This is a genomic window from Gemmatimonadota bacterium (assembly GCA_016209965.1).
Classification (GTDB): Bacteria; Gemmatimonadota; Gemmatimonadetes; order Longimicrobiales; family RSA9; genus JACQVE01.
The window spans coordinates 1-12831 of record JACQVE010000232.1; the positions used below are offsets into that span (position 1 = coordinate 1).

Genomic DNA, 12831 nt, shown 5'->3' on the forward strand with positions numbered 1-12831 from the left:
CCAGGTGGTCCACAATGGCGGCGACGGCGGCATCGGCCGGCTGGCTGCGCGTCCACTGCCAGAACTCGTGCAGCGTGCCGAGCGCCTGCTGGACGGGTGTGCCGGGCGGGGCAGCCGGCGGTACATCGAAGCGGAAGCCGCTGCCGGCCAGAGCGTGCTCCGCCAGTTGCTCGTGGTCCAGGCCGAAGAACAGGCCGGTCAGGACGGCCACGGTCAGCGTCGGGTCGCCCGGATCGGCCAGCGCGCGGAGCAGCCGCGCCAGCTCCTCCAGCTCCTCCTCTATGCCGATGCCGCCGCCCGTGACCTGCACCGGCAGGTTTCTGGCCTCCAGTGCCCGCGCGTAGATGGCCAGACACCCCTTCCGTTGCGTCAGCACCAGGAAGTCGCCCGGCCGCCGCTCGCCCTGCTCGATCCGCTCGTGGATCCAGCTTGCCACCAGCTCCGCGTCCTCCGCGGCGATCAACTGCTGGCGAGTCGAAGCCGGGGCCGGAAACTCGTACCAGCAGACGCGCGCCCGGGTGGCAGCCTGCACCGCACCCCCCACAACCTCCGCACCCCTGCCCCCCTCGGGTGCCGGGTCGGGACGCACCGCCCGCAGCCAGGCGAATGCCGCCTGGTGGTCCGTGGCCTGCGCCGGAAAGCGCGCGGCGAAGACCTGGTTCACGAACTGCTCGATGGGTCGGGTAGAGCGAAAGTTCGAGGTCAGCTCGACCACGGCGCCCCACTCCTGGAAGCGGCGCTTCACTTGGTTATAGATGGCGATGTCCGCGCGCCGGAACCGGTAGATGCTCTGCTTCGGATCGCCCACCACGAAGAGCGCGCCCGCTCGCGGCTCGGCCAGCCGCCAGTCCTGGGCGTCGGGGTCGCGAGCGGCCAGCAGGAACAGGACCTCGGCCTGAATGGGGTCCGTATCCTGGAACTCGTCCACCAGCAGGCAGGGGTAGCGCTCGGCCAGGGCGCGGCGAGCCGCCGGGTGCTCGCGCAGCAGCCGCGCGGCCAGCATGAGCAGGTCCTGGAAGTCCAGCCGGCCGCTGCGGCGCCGCTCGGCGCTGAACGCGGCCGCCGCGCGCAGGGCGAGCTCGAGCGCGTAAGGGTAGCGGTGCGCGTACCACTGCTGCAGCAGCCGCTCGACGGGCCCGCCCGGCCCAGCCAGCGCGGCGAGCTCGCCAGCCAGCTCCCGCGCGGACTGCGCCCTCGCGGGATCGGCACCCCACCGCTCCCGGCGCACGCCGAAGTTCGCCCCCTGCAGCTCCGCCAGCGCCTCGAAGAGGCGCGCCCGCTCGTGCCACCCCAGCGCGCGGTGAAAGCGGAGGCTGCGGAGCCGCGTCTGGAACGCGTCCCAGCCGCCTCGCGGCTCGGCCTCGGGCAGGAGCGCGATCGCCCTGTCGAGCAACTGCTCGAGCTGCGCCCGCAGCGCCTCCGGGTCCGGGGCCTCAAAAGGATGGCCGGGGAAGGCGACGTCGGGATTGTCGCTCAACTGGCGGAAGAGCCCGAAGAGCGCGCCGGGCCTCATTCCCAGCTCGGCCGCGCGCAGCAGCAGGGCGTCGCCCTGGGCGGCCAGCCGCTCGAGGTGCCGCATCCAGAAGTCGCGGGCCAGCCGGTCCGCCTCGACCGCCTGCAGCTCGCGGAATGCCGGGTCCAGCCCCGCCTCGAGCGGCCGCTCGCGCAACAGCCGGGCGCAGAACGAGTGGATGGTGCCGATGAAGCCGCGGTCCAGCTCCTTTAGCGCCCGGTCGACGCGTTCGAGCACGGGCCCGTCTCCGGACTTCTGCGCCCGCCGCAGCTCGACCTCGAGCTGAACCTGGAAGCGCTGGCGCAGCTCCGCCGCCGCCTTGCGCGTAAAGGTCACCGCCGCGAGCTGGTCCACCCGCGCCTTGTCGCAGCGCACCAGGGCGACCATCCGCCCCACCATTTCCGTTGTCTTGCCCGCGCCCGCGCCCGCCTCCACCAGCAGGCTGGTCTCCAGATCGCTGCGGATGCGGTCGCGCGCCGCCTGGTCGGGCAGCAGGCCGGCGGCTGCCGCGCCGACCTCCGCCGCGGCGTCGCCGAGCTGCCCTGCCGCGCCAGAGACTCCCGGCGGGCTGGCCGGCACCGCGGCCGGCGGGAAGAGCGAGAGCTGGGTCATGGCGAACGCCGCACTTCGGCGAGCGCCTCCAGCTCCGGCACCCAGGCCAGGTGCTGGCGCGTCCAGGCGGCCAGCGGGGAGTCGACCTCGCCCCAACGCTCTCCCACGCGGCAAATCTCGCGATAGTCGCAGAACTTGCAGTCATCCGGGTTGTCCGTGGGCATGAAGTGGCCACGGGCGGCAAGGTCCAGCAGCCGGTCGATGACCGCCAGCCCCGCCCGCAGTTGGGCGGCATCGCGGCTCCAGCACTCGTTCTGGCCCTGCCGGGTGGGGAAGTGGTACTCCGCGCGGTCCGCGGGCTGGCCCAGCAGCTTCTCGGCTGCCAGCACATACAACGTGTGCTGCAGCCGCCGCCCGCCCTGGAAGACGCCCGTGCCCGGCGCGTAGCTGCGCCTCGACCCCGTCTTGTAGTCGACCACCACCAGCCCCTCCGGGCGCCGGTCCACGCGGTCGATCCTGCCGCTCAGGCGGATCACGCCGCCGGGCAGTTCGATCGGGACCAGGTCGTGCGCGGTCCCCGGGCCGAAGCCGAGCTCCAGCGCGTGCCAGGGCGCACCGCGCGTCCGCACCATTTCCACGAAGGCGCGCGCGTCCTCTCGCAGCTCCCCGACCTGACGCTGGAAGACCGCCTCACTGGGCACGGGGATGGCTGCGCGGGCCAGCCCGATCCGCCGGTCCAGCGTCTCCAGCGTCAGGGCCAGGAACTCCGGACTCTCCGGCGCGATGCCCTGCCGCCGAGCATCGCCCAGCACGTCCTCGTACAACTTGTGCAGCAGCTTGCCGCGTTCCAGCGGATCGAGCCAGACCTCCGGGTCCAGGTGCGGGTCCTCGGGTGCGCGGATGCGCAGGATGTAACGATAGAAGTAGCGGTGCGGACAGGTGCCGAGCGTCTCGAGGCGGGTGGCAGAGACGGCCGTTTCCGGGTCGCGGCGCGGATCGAGCCGCTCGGGCCGGGGCACGATACGGCCGTGGTACGCGGTGAACTCGCGCCGCCGCCGGGCACGACGGGCGTTGAGTCCGGCGCGCAACCCGGGAAAGCCGGCGAGCACCGCGCGGGTGCCGGAGAGGAGAAGTCCATCGGAGGACAGCGCGCCCAGCCAGGCGTCGGCAGCGTCCAGGCGAGCGGCGCCGGCGGGCACGGCACAGGCCAGCGCACCGAGCTGCTCGTGCAGTTGCCGGTAATCAGCCGTGGGGTCGCCGAGCCGCAGCCGCAGTGCCTGCAACAGCACGGCAGCCGGCGCAATGGCGCGGGCCTCCGCTGCCTCCCAGGCGCTGTAGCTGAGCGTCACCTGGCCGCGCAGGCGGGCCAGCAGCGCCGCCAGCCGGTGCCGCGCCTCTTCCAGGCGGTCCATGCTGGTGGGCAGGTCCGCCCCGGCCAGGGCCACGTTGACGCGGCGGCGGTCTTCGTCGAGCAGCAACGGGTCCTGCACCCCGGCGCCAGGAAAGCGGGCGGCGTCCAGCCCGACCACGAAGCTGGCCGGCCGGCCAGTCAACCCCCCATGTTCCAGATCCGAGAGGTGCAGGTGCGCGCCGCTCGAGGTCCAGGGCGCGGCACCGTCTGCGGCCGGCGCGGGCACGCGCAGCTCGAGACTGCCGCGCAGGATCGCCAGGGCAGCGCCGAAGGAGGTGGGCCGCTGCAGGCTTTCCGCCACCCGCTCGAGCCGCGCCCCGAGCCGGGCGCGCGCCGTGGCATCCACACCGCTGCCGGCGGGCACCAATTCGAGGAAGGCCAGCGCGCCACGGGCGATGTCGGCGGCCGATGTGGGGGCGTTGTCGGCGCCCGCCCACGCCGCCGCCGGCGCCGTGGCCTCAAGCACCTGCAGCAGGGAGCGGAGCAAATCCAGCTCCGCCCGCTCGCGGCGCGCCCACTCCGCCGCCTGCTCCCCGTCCTCGCCGCCCGGCGCCGCCAGCGCGGGCGGCGGCGCGGCCTCGAGCGCCCCCTCGATCGCCGCCAGGTAACGGTCCAGCCCCCAGCCAATGCGCAGGCGGCGCAGTCGCCGGGCGAGCGCGGGCCCGGGGCGCCACTCGCCGCCCGCCGGCGGGACGACGTCGCCCACTTCCAGCAGGCCGCGCAGCACCTCGGCCGGGCAGCCCTCCTCGAGCCAGCGGAAGTAGCCGGCCAGCGCCCGGGCGGGGCGGGTCCGGTCCACGGGCAGGCCCACGGCGTAGCTCACCGGGATGCCCAGGCGCTGCGCCAGGGTGTCCAGCGCGGCGCCGTACGCAGCCGCGTCCGTGGCCACGATCTCGACCTGATCCCAGCGCAGCCCTGCGGCCAGCACGCGCCGCAGCACTTCGCGTAGCTCGTCCGTGGGGCTGGCCGCGGCAAAGAGGTCGATTCGCGGCGTGTCCGGCGCCAGTCCCGCCAGCTCGGGCTCATGCAGGAAGGAGAGGCGGCTCGAGGGCGCCGAGGCCTCGCGCCAGAGGACCGCGGCCGGCGCCGCCAGCCTGGCCGTCGGATCAGCCGCCAGAACTGCCGCGCCATGCGCGCCCAGCCAGCGCAGGAGCCGGCCGGTCAAGCCCCGCCGGTGGAGCCCCGGCAGCAGGTAGATCCGGGCGGCCGGCGGCGCGGACGTGCCCTGCTCCAGCGCCTCCGCGGCCCGGCGGAGCACGGCCGCCGTGTCAGCCTTGCCGGCGGCCGCCAGCCGCGCCTCGTAGCCGGCCAGGATAGCCGCCAGCACGTCCCGCTTCCCGGCGTGATCCAGCGGCACGCGCGCCAGCTCGACCCCGCGGATGCCAGCCAGGCGCAGGGCCTGTACCGAGCTGGCCAGCGCCTCGCGGAAGCCGGCCCCCTCCGCCAGCGCCCGGAAGCGCAGGTGCGACGGCCCAGCCAGCACCTCGTCCGCGACTTCATCCAGCCGCGCGCGCTGCTCGAGCTCGTCCGCCAGCTCGAGCCCCTCGGCAGCCAGTTGTGGCGCGACCATGCCGTGCGCGAGCTGCCAGGGCGTGACCGCCTCCCACCCCACCCAGCCGATCCCGGCCACCCCCAGCGCCCGCAGCAGCTCCCGCCCTTCGCCCTGGCGCCGGCACACGAGCAGCTTGCGCTCGAAGGGGTGCTCGGCCCCGGCAGCCGCCAGCGAGGCCAGCAGGCAAGAGACCCCTGTGCGGCCGGCGAGCGGCGGAGAAGCCGGCTCGGGGAGCGGCATCACGGACGGCTCTCCAGGCTTCATCACGGGCTCTTCTGCAAGCGCCACCAATAGCGGATCTACGGACGGCTCGCCGGCCCCTGCAGGCGGCATGACCGGCGGCGCTTCCGGCGGCCCGGCCGGATCCGGCTGGTAATCCTGGCCGGCTCGGCGGGACGCCGCCGCTCAGGCCTTGCGCTCGAGCAGGGCAACGAAATCGTCCAGCGGCACCGCCGCCAGCGTCGTGATCTGCACGCTGCCCCGCGCCCCCAGTTCCGCCGACACGCGGGCGATGGTGGCGTTGTCCGGCGCGTCCACGATGTTCACGAAGTCGAACGGGCCGAGCACGGCGAACTGCTCGCGCACTTTCACGCCGAACTTCTCGATCTCGCTGTTCACCTGGCGGATGCGGCCGGGGTTCTTGGTGAGGGTCTCGGCACCTTCACCGGTGAGCTTGCTGAGCAGGACGTAGGTGGGCATGAGGACCTCCAGGTTCGGGATGGTATTGCTGTGCAGGCGCACCATCGAGGATGCCATCGCCGCGCAGGTTAGACAACCCCGGGCGCCGGGCATAGAATAGCACGGCGGCCGGGACCTCTCCTGAGGCGCCGCTCTGCTCCGCCTGGCGGGGCGCAGCCGGGCGGGCCTGCCCTCCCACGCAGCTTCGGGCGAGGCACGGTCCGTTGCCGCATGCGGCGCGGGCACGGCGCCGGGTCAGAGCAGAAGTGGCGGGGCCGTTCTGAGCGCCGCCCGCAACCTTGGCCCGTGCACGGTGCAAGACCATGGCCAAACGAGCCGATACTCACGCGCCTGCTGCCGGCCCACCTGCGAGTGCCGACGAGGTGCGCGCGCTGCTGCAGGCTCTGCTAGAGCGCGTGCCCGATGTCCGCTTCGCTTACCTCTTTGGCTCGTTCGCCAAGGGTCGCGTCCCGCGCCAGTAGCGACATCGACGTCGAGCCCGCCCGCCGCGCCCGACTGCGCGGGTCCCTAAACTCTGCCCGGACCATGGCTGCCATGAAGAGGCTGCACATCATCCTGCTCGCCGCTCTCCCCACGCTGCTGCTGCCTGCCGCAGCCGCGGCGGCGCAGGCGCCGGAACTGTCGACCTTCAGCATTGTGGCCTGCGACACCGCGAACGGCTTCCTGGGCGTCGCCATCCAGTCCCGGGTGGTGGCGGCCGGCGCCATTGTGCCTGCAGCCCGCGCGGGCGTGGGCGCGATCGCCAGCCAGGCCGCAGCCAATGTTGCCTACAAGGAGCAGGCGCTCGAGCTGCTGCGGCAGGGCAGGTCGCCCGAGGAGGTGCGCTCCGAGTTCCTGGCCACCGACTCCGGCATCCGGCGCCGGCAGTTCGCCCTGACCGACGCGCGCTGCCGCTTTGCCGCCTTCACCGGCGAAGGCGCGCTCCCCTGGGCCGGTCACAAGGTCGGGGCGCACTACAGCGTGCAGGGGAACATCCTGACCGGGCCGGAGGTGGTGGACGCCATGGCCCGGGCCTGCGAGGAGGCGGAGGCGGCCGGCTTACCCTTCGGCGAGCGGCTGCTCGCGGCGCTCAAGGCCGGGCAGCGGGCGGGCGGCGACCGGCGCGGCCGCCAGGGCGCGGGCCTGCTGATCGTGAAGGAGAAGGGAGGCTACGCCGGGGGCGACGACCGCTACGCCGACCTGCGGGTCGAGGACCACCCGGAGCCGATCCTCGAGCTGGAGCGCGTCTACAGGGTCTGGATGTCGCTCTTCCACCCGGCCGACTACTTCGTGCCGCACGGCCGCGAGCCGGTGGCCGCGCCCGCGGGGCCGCACATCTGCGAGCTGAGACGGCTGCTGGCCCGCGCCGGGCACGGCAAGCCGCCGGCGGACAGCGCCGGCTCGTGCGCCTTCGACGACGAGGTGGTCGCCGCACTCAAGGCCTTCCAGCGCGCGCAGGGCCTCGAGCCGCGCGCGGCGGTCACACCCGAGCTGGCCGCGCGGCTCAAGGCCGCCGCCGCCGCCAGGGACGGCCGCAGGACGCAGTAGGCCCGCAGCAGACTCGCTTCCTCACCACCAGGTCCAGCTCCAGCCGGCGATCCTCCCGGAGGGGGAACAGGTCTGCGGGGCGCCGCGCGAGCCGCGCAGATTGGCAACGCGAATTACAATTTGCGCATGATCCGCCGGACCTGAACCCCGCGCCTCGACCGTGCCCCTTTAACGCCCCGCCCGGTTGCGTGTAGATTGTCGCGAATGAAGTCGTTCCGCGCGCCGCGCCGGCGAAAGGAAAGCCGTGGCCCCTTGCCCGGCGAGGATCTGGTCGCTCGAGGCCTGGAGGACCTCGGACGCGGGCTCGAGTCGATCCCCGCCCTCCTGGTCTCGATCGGCGCCCCGCGACTGCGCCGGCTCGGGGCCGTCGTCGAGAATGCGATTCCGGGCCCCGAGCACCGGCTGTACCAGCTTCTCCGGCGCGAGAATCCCGATGCCGCCCACGGCCGCTACAATGCGCTCATCCGTCGGCTCGTGAGCTTCGAGCGCGCGGCGGAATGCGCGCGCTAGCGGATGCCGAGCGGATTCGCCGCTTCATGCGCGCGCTGGGCCGGGAGGCGCGGGTGGAGGCGCGCGTCTATTTCACCGGGGGCGCCAGCGCCGTCCTGCTCGGCTGGCGGCCTACCACGATCGACGTCGACCTCAAATTCGTCCCCGAGCAGGACGCGCTGCTTCGTGCCCTGCCGCGCCTGAAGGATCGATTGCAGATCAATGTCGAGCTAGCGTCGCCGGACGACTTCATTCCCGTCGCACCGGGCTGGGAAGAGCGCAGCCCGTTCATTGGCCGGGAGGGCGGGCTCTCCTTCCACCATTTCGACTTCTACGCCCAGGCGCTCGCGAAGCTGGAACGGGGGCACACGCAGGATCTGCAGGATGTCACCACGATGCTGCGGTCGGGAGTCATCGATCCAGCGACTGCGCTGCGCTACTTCGAGCGGATCGAGCCGCAGCTTTACCGCTACCCGGCAATCGATCCGCCGTCGTTCCGGACGGCGGTCGAGCAGGCTTTCGGATCGCCGGCGGACTGACGAGACTGGGCGCCTCTCGGACTCTGGCTCAGCTCCTCGACGCGATCACGGGCGTGGCCGAAGTAGGCGAGAGGCTCGGGCGGCCACCCGCTCCCGTTCACCGCCATCGCCTTCGATCCGCCATCGGTCGAGACCACCAAGCACGGCCGCACGCCCTTCGCCCGTGATCCCTTGATCGCTGGTGCGCAAACGCCCATATTGAGAGTGTCACATGGCGCCAGCCGGAGGTTGGGTATGACGGTCGACAGCATTGCGGAGCGGCTCGGAGGAGCCAGGGTTCTGAAGCGTGAGGTTCGGTCGGATCTGGACCTGGCCGAGGCCATCCGCGAAGGATTGTCGTTCCAGGCGCTCGACCATGTCCTCGATTCGGACGACCTGGAGCCGGCCGAAGCATATGAGCTGGTTGGCTCGCGACGGACGCTGATGCGGAAGAAAAAGCAGCGCAAAAACCTTTCGCCCGCGGAATCGGATCGCCTGGCTCGTGTCGTCCGGATCATCGCGCGCGCCGAGGAGGCACTGGGGGAACGCGACAAGGCCTACCGCTGGCTCCGCAAGGCAAACCGGTCGCTTGCGGGTAGACGTCCGCTCGATCTTCTGGACAGCGATGCCGGAGCACGGATGGTCGAGCGCGTTCTCGGCCGGATCGAGCACGGCATCTACAGTTGAAGCCGAGGGCTGGTGCTCCTCTGGCGCATCACGCGCGCATCCTACCAGGCTCTGGACGGTGAGGGAGCGCGCGTGAACGGCGGCCGCTGGAACTCCGAGGGCGTGGCGGTCGTCTATACGTCGCCGACGCTTGCCCTCGCCGCGCTGGAGTACCTGGCGCATGTCGATCCCGAGGATGTGCCGGAGGACCTCGTTGCCATGCGGATTGAGATTCCGGACGACTTTTCAGAGGACCGGATCCAGAGATCCGATCTCCCGGCGGACTGGAACACCGTACCGGATCACCCGGCTTGCGTCACGCGCGGCGACGCGTGGGTAAAGGATGCTCGAACGGTCCTCCTGCGGGTACCTTCCGCGCTCGTCCCCGAAGAGGAGAACGTCCTTATCAATGCTCGGCACGCTGAAGCTGGACGGATCGCGGTCGAACACGTTCGGCCGTTCGTGTTCGAGCCGCGACTCCTCAGCTGACGCAGCGAAACCCTTCCCCAGGCGCCTGCCCCGTCTTAGGACGCGTGAAGACGAACGGCTCCGCCGAAGCCACGCTCACCTCGCCCACGGCCGGGTGCAGCGGATTCACTAGAAGGTTGCGCTCCGAGGGCACCACGGCAGAAGGCACGGTCAGCATCAGGCTGCGCCGGTGCCGTGCCCAGGTATCACCGAGAGCGCGGGTGCGCCGCAGATCCTCCCTCCAGGCCGGCCCGAGCTCAGCCGCACCCAAATCCTCGACCAGCGCGGCCGGGACCTCCAGTTCGTAGGCCAACAGGCCATCAGGGAGATCCGCAGGATCCACGTGAACCAGCGTCTCGAGCACGGCAAGCGAGAGATGGGCGGATGCATAGACCACGGCGGTCCCGGGTGAGTTCCAGCGGCCGCCAGCAAGCCGGGCGCCCTCCCCGCTGAGCGGTGCGTACAGCCCGGGCGCCAGCCGCCAGAGCCTCATCAGCTATAAACGCCGTACGCGACCCGGGTCAGAATGCTCTCCACCAGGCTCGCGCCGCTCCCCGTGCGCAGCAACTCCAGCGGCGCGGCACCCTCGAGCGCCCTATTCGGCTGGCGCATCCAGTGATTGGCCTTCGCCCGGTTTCCAAAGACTTCCCGGGCACGCGCAAAGACGGACGCGGCCCGGGCAATGCGGTCAGATTGCTCCGCCGAGAGCCGCTTCCTCCCTTTCACGTGAGACAACGTGCGCCGCGGGATGATCCGCGCCAGCTCGGCGTCCGACAAATCGCCCAGCTCCTTGAGCCGCTCGATCACCCGGGTGGGCAATCCCTCCTCCACCAGGTGCACGAAATCCAGCTCTGACTCGACGGCCGCACCCAAGACCTGCGCCCCCCCGAGCGCCTCGGCCGCGTCAATAGGACTCATGCTCCCTCCTTCTGGCATCTTGCCATAAATCTAGGGCAAGCTGCACGCCACCACAACCGGCGCCCTTGCGCAAGGCCGATGCTGCCCGGCCTGCACGGCAGCCCCGGGCCGCCAGATGCGTCTCCTGCATGGTAGTCAGCATGCGCACCGTCCCCATGTCCGCATCCGGACGGGGCGGCGCATGGGCGCTCCTTCAGCTCTGGTCGCGGCCCCGCAGCGCTATCCGGGCTCGTCCTGGGCGAGGCCGCTCAGCGCTTCCCGGTACGCCTCGAGGTCACTGGCGGAGAAGAGGACAAAGCGGATCTCGTCGAACGCGTCGGGGTGCGACGGCACGTAATCGGCTACGGCGCCCAGCGCCAGTGGCGCGGCCTGCCGGATGGGATAGCCGTAGGCGCCCGTGCTGATGGCGGGGAAGGCCACCGTGCGGAGCCCCTCCTCCCGCGCGCGCTCGAGCGAGTTGCGGTAGGCGGAGCGCAGCAGCTCCGGCTCGCCCCTGCCCCCGCCGTGCCAGACCGGACCCGCCGTATGGATCACCCGCTTCGCCGGCAGCTTCCCGGCCGTCGTCGCCACCGCCTCGCCCGTGGGCAGGCCGCCGGGATAGCGCGTCCGGCGCAGCTCCTGGCACTCCGCCAGGATCTCGGGGCCGCCGCGCCGGTGGATGGCGCCGTCCACACCTCCGCCGCCCAGTAGTGTCGAGTTGGCGGCGTTCACCACCGCCTCGACCTGCTGCTCGGTGATGTCTCCCTGCACCAGCCGAACGTTCGTGCTGCCGATGCGCAGGTGCTCCATACCACCTCTCCCACTACCTGCTGCGCCTGCCGCTGCCGCCGTCCGGTGGGCCAGGCGGGAAGGGCTTCAAGGCAGGAGCGGGCCCGCCGCCGGCGGCGGCTCGATCCTCACGATCCATAGGCCGTTGTGCATGTCGTTCACGTAGGCCAGCCCGTCCTTCACCACCACGCCCCAGGTCATGGTCGAGTTGGGGACCTTGCCCTCCAGGTCGGCGGTGTTGAGGTGCGCGATCTCCCTCCCCTGCGCGCGCAGGTCGCCGCGCAGGTCGCCTGAGATGTCGAACGCGCGGAACCCCGCGTTGTAGGCGCCCATGTACAGCGTGTCCCCCGCGACCCAGACGTTGTGCACGCCGCCGAACTCGGGCTCGTACCAGGCGACCGCGCGGGGGTGCTCGAGGTCGCTCACGTCCAGCACCTGCAGCCGGCCGTAGGCGCGTCCCGCGGCGGCATCCTTGGCGCCGCGCACCGGTGCGGCCGGGAACACCTCGTCGGCAGTGAACACGTAGTCCTTGTGGCGCCAGGCGGTGTGGGTGCCGCGGATGAACCCCGGGCCGCTCGTCGCCTCGACGTCCCGGTACAGCTCGTTCAGGTCGTACTTGTACTGGCTGACGAACTGCGGGTTGGACGGGCTGCCGCCCCTCACGCCATTGCCCACGTCCAGGATCACGACCCCGTCGTTCCAGTAAGCCAGGTAGGCCAGCCCATCCTTGACATCCACGTCGTGGAGCAGGCGCCCCGGGTCCGGCCGCGGCGTGCGCCACTGGGCGACCTCGCGCGGGCGGTACGGGTCGCCGATGTCCACAATGTGCAACGCGCCCGTGCCGTCATTGGTGAGGTAGACGTGCGTGCCGTATTTCGGCTGGTGGTAGATGAACGCCGAGTGCACGCCGGCCGTCACGCCCTCCGTGAACTCCGCAATCGGCTTGGGGTGCGCGGGATCCTCGAGGGAAGCAATGACAATGCCGTTCTTGCGGTCGGCCGCGCCCTCGCGGGTGAAGACCAGGACCCTGCCATCCGGCGTGGTCATAAGGTCATTGACGCGCCGGGTATTGGCGACCACGGAGTCCGTGACCACCGGGCGCGCCGGGTCGCTGATGTCGATGGCGTAGAAGCGGTCGCCGCCACTGCCCGTGCCCAGGTAGGCATATGTGCCGCCCGGGTGCACCCACACCTCCTCGGTGGTGAAGAGGGTGCGCGGCAGCCGCCCGACCACGGCGAGCGGGCGCCGGACGTTGCGCTGATCGAGCCGCACCGTGGCCACGGCGCTGCGCGCGCCGAAGCTGGCGGTCACCAGGTACTCGCCCGGCTGGTAGCCGACGAAGGCGCCGTCCGCGTCCAGGATGCCGTGGCCAGGCGAGAAGCTCCAGACGGGGGTGAGGCCGGGGATACCCCGGCCCGTGGCGTCGCGCGGCGTGACCCGGAAGCGGATGACGTCGCCCCGCCGGGCCTCTGCGCGCGCGGGCGTGATCTCGACGGAGGCGATCCGGCTGCCCACGACCTCGAGCGCATGCGCAGCCTGGACGCCGGCAGCGGCGGCGGCCACGGTTGCCTTCCCCGGCGCCACGGCGGTCACCAGCCCGTCCTCCGCCACGCGCACCACGCCCGGCGCCGAGCTGCTCCAGGTGATCGTGTCCGCGCGCTCGTCCCCCGCGGCCGAGTAGGAGCGCGCCCGCAGCAGGAATTTCTGGCCCGCCACCAGCCGGGTGATCCGCGGCTCGATCGCGATGCGC

General features: G+C 72.0%; 13 protein-coding genes. 6 read left to right on the forward strand and 7 right to left on the reverse strand.

The annotated features are described in order from the left end of the window. The 3 genes from HY703_09260 to HY703_09270 form a co-directional block, all read right to left on the reverse strand. The coding region (locus tag HY703_09260) for a UvrD-helicase domain-containing protein (GenBank protein MBI4545371.1) at positions 1-2125 on the reverse strand (2125 nt) is incomplete at its 3' end. Beyond that, entirely contained in the window at positions 2122-5046 is a 2925-nt protein-coding gene (locus tag HY703_09265; protein MBI4545372.1) for a PD-(D/E)XK nuclease family protein, read from the reverse strand. The genes HY703_09265 and HY703_09260, both read right to left, overlap by 4 nt. 387 nt (positions 5047-5433) lie before the next feature. After that, positions 5434-5727 (reverse strand): GYD domain-containing protein, encoded by a 294-nt coding sequence (locus HY703_09270; protein MBI4545373.1) that lies wholly within the window; start codon positions 5725-5727, stop codon positions 5434-5436. Between the two features lie 302 nt (positions 5728-6029). Here HY703_09270 and HY703_09275 point away from each other — a divergent pair, with 302 nt between their 5' ends. The 6 genes from HY703_09275 to HY703_09300 all read left to right on the forward strand — a co-directional run bounded on the left by HY703_09275 (position 6030) and on the right by HY703_09300 (position 9416). Next, a complete protein-coding gene (locus tag HY703_09275; GenBank protein MBI4545374.1) occupies positions 6030-6188 on the forward strand; it encodes a nucleotidyltransferase domain-containing protein in 159 nt (52 codons plus the stop codon). A gap of 73 nt (positions 6189-6261) precedes the next feature. Beyond that, complete coding sequence (locus HY703_09280; GenBank protein MBI4545375.1) at positions 6262-7254, forward strand: DUF1028 domain-containing protein; 993 nt, start codon at positions 6262-6264, stop codon at positions 7252-7254. 204 nt (positions 7255-7458) lie between these two features. Next, a complete protein-coding gene (locus tag HY703_09285) occupies positions 7459-7764 on the forward strand; it encodes a hypothetical protein (protein MBI4545376.1) in 306 nt (101 codons plus the stop codon). Further along, complete coding sequence (locus tag HY703_09290; GenBank protein MBI4545377.1) at positions 7752-8282, forward strand: hypothetical protein; 531 nt, start codon at positions 7752-7754, stop codon at positions 8280-8282. The genes HY703_09285 and HY703_09290 overlap by 13 nt, the downstream gene beginning before the upstream one ends. A gap of 234 nt (positions 8283-8516) precedes the next feature. Then, a complete protein-coding gene (locus tag HY703_09295) occupies positions 8517-8948 on the forward strand; it encodes a DUF2384 domain-containing protein (protein ID MBI4545378.1) in 432 nt (143 codons plus the stop codon). 12 nt (positions 8949-8960) lie between these two features. Next, a complete protein-coding gene (locus tag HY703_09300; protein MBI4545379.1) occupies positions 8961-9416 on the forward strand; it encodes an RES family NAD+ phosphorylase in 456 nt (151 codons plus the stop codon). On the opposite strand, the gene HY703_09305 is transcribed toward HY703_09300, so the two are convergent. The 4 genes from HY703_09305 to HY703_09320 form a co-directional block, all read right to left on the reverse strand. Beyond that, positions 9409-9888 carry an RES family NAD+ phosphorylase gene (locus tag HY703_09305; GenBank protein ID MBI4545380.1) on the reverse strand — a complete coding sequence of 160 codons (480 nt, stop codon included), beginning with the start codon at positions 9886-9888 and terminating at the stop codon, positions 9409-9411. The two genes, HY703_09300 and HY703_09305, sit on opposite strands and share 8 nt — an antisense overlap. Continuing rightward, a complete protein-coding gene (locus HY703_09310) occupies positions 9888-10313 on the reverse strand; it encodes a DUF2384 domain-containing protein (protein ID MBI4545381.1) in 426 nt (141 codons plus the stop codon). The genes HY703_09305 and HY703_09310 overlap by 1 nt, the downstream gene beginning before the upstream one ends. A gap of 219 nt (positions 10314-10532) precedes the next feature. Further along, complete coding sequence (locus tag HY703_09315) at positions 10533-11102, reverse strand: O-acetyl-ADP-ribose deacetylase (protein MBI4545382.1); 570 nt, start codon at positions 11100-11102, stop codon at positions 10533-10535. Between the two features lie 66 nt (positions 11103-11168). Further along, the coding region (locus HY703_09320) for an Ig-like domain-containing protein (GenBank protein MBI4545383.1) at positions 11169-12831 on the reverse strand (1663 nt) is incomplete at its 5' end.

Excerpts from the sequence above, each read along its gene's own strand:
- HY703_09265 (MBI4545372.1), bottom strand. The coding sequence starts at position 5,046 with ATGGTCGCGCCACAACTGGCTGCCGAGGGGCTCGAGCTGGCGGACGAG.
- HY703_09270 (MBI4545373.1), bottom strand. The coding sequence starts at position 5,727 with ATGCCCACCTACGTCCTGCTCAGCAAGCTCACCGGTGAAGGTGCCGAG.
- HY703_09275 (MBI4545374.1), top strand. The coding sequence starts at position 6,030 with ATGGCCAAACGAGCCGATACTCACGCGCCTGCTGCCGGCCCACCTGCG.
- HY703_09280 (MBI4545375.1), top strand. The coding sequence starts at position 6,262 with ATGAAGAGGCTGCACATCATCCTGCTCGCCGCTCTCCCCACGCTGCTG.
- HY703_09285 (MBI4545376.1), top strand. The coding sequence starts at position 7,459 with ATGAAGTCGTTCCGCGCGCCGCGCCGGCGAAAGGAAAGCCGTGGCCCC.
- HY703_09290 (MBI4545377.1), top strand. The coding sequence starts at position 7,752 with ATGCGCGCGCTAGCGGATGCCGAGCGGATTCGCCGCTTCATGCGCGCG.
- HY703_09295 (MBI4545378.1), top strand. The coding sequence starts at position 8,517 with ATGACGGTCGACAGCATTGCGGAGCGGCTCGGAGGAGCCAGGGTTCTG.
- HY703_09305 (MBI4545380.1), bottom strand. The coding sequence starts at position 9,888 with ATGAGGCTCTGGCGGCTGGCGCCCGGGCTGTACGCACCGCTCAGCGGG.
- HY703_09310 (MBI4545381.1), bottom strand. The coding sequence starts at position 10,313 with ATGAGTCCTATTGACGCGGCCGAGGCGCTCGGGGGGGCGCAGGTCTTG.
- HY703_09315 (MBI4545382.1), bottom strand. The coding sequence starts at position 11,102 with ATGGAGCACCTGCGCATCGGCAGCACGAACGTTCGGCTGGTGCAGGGA.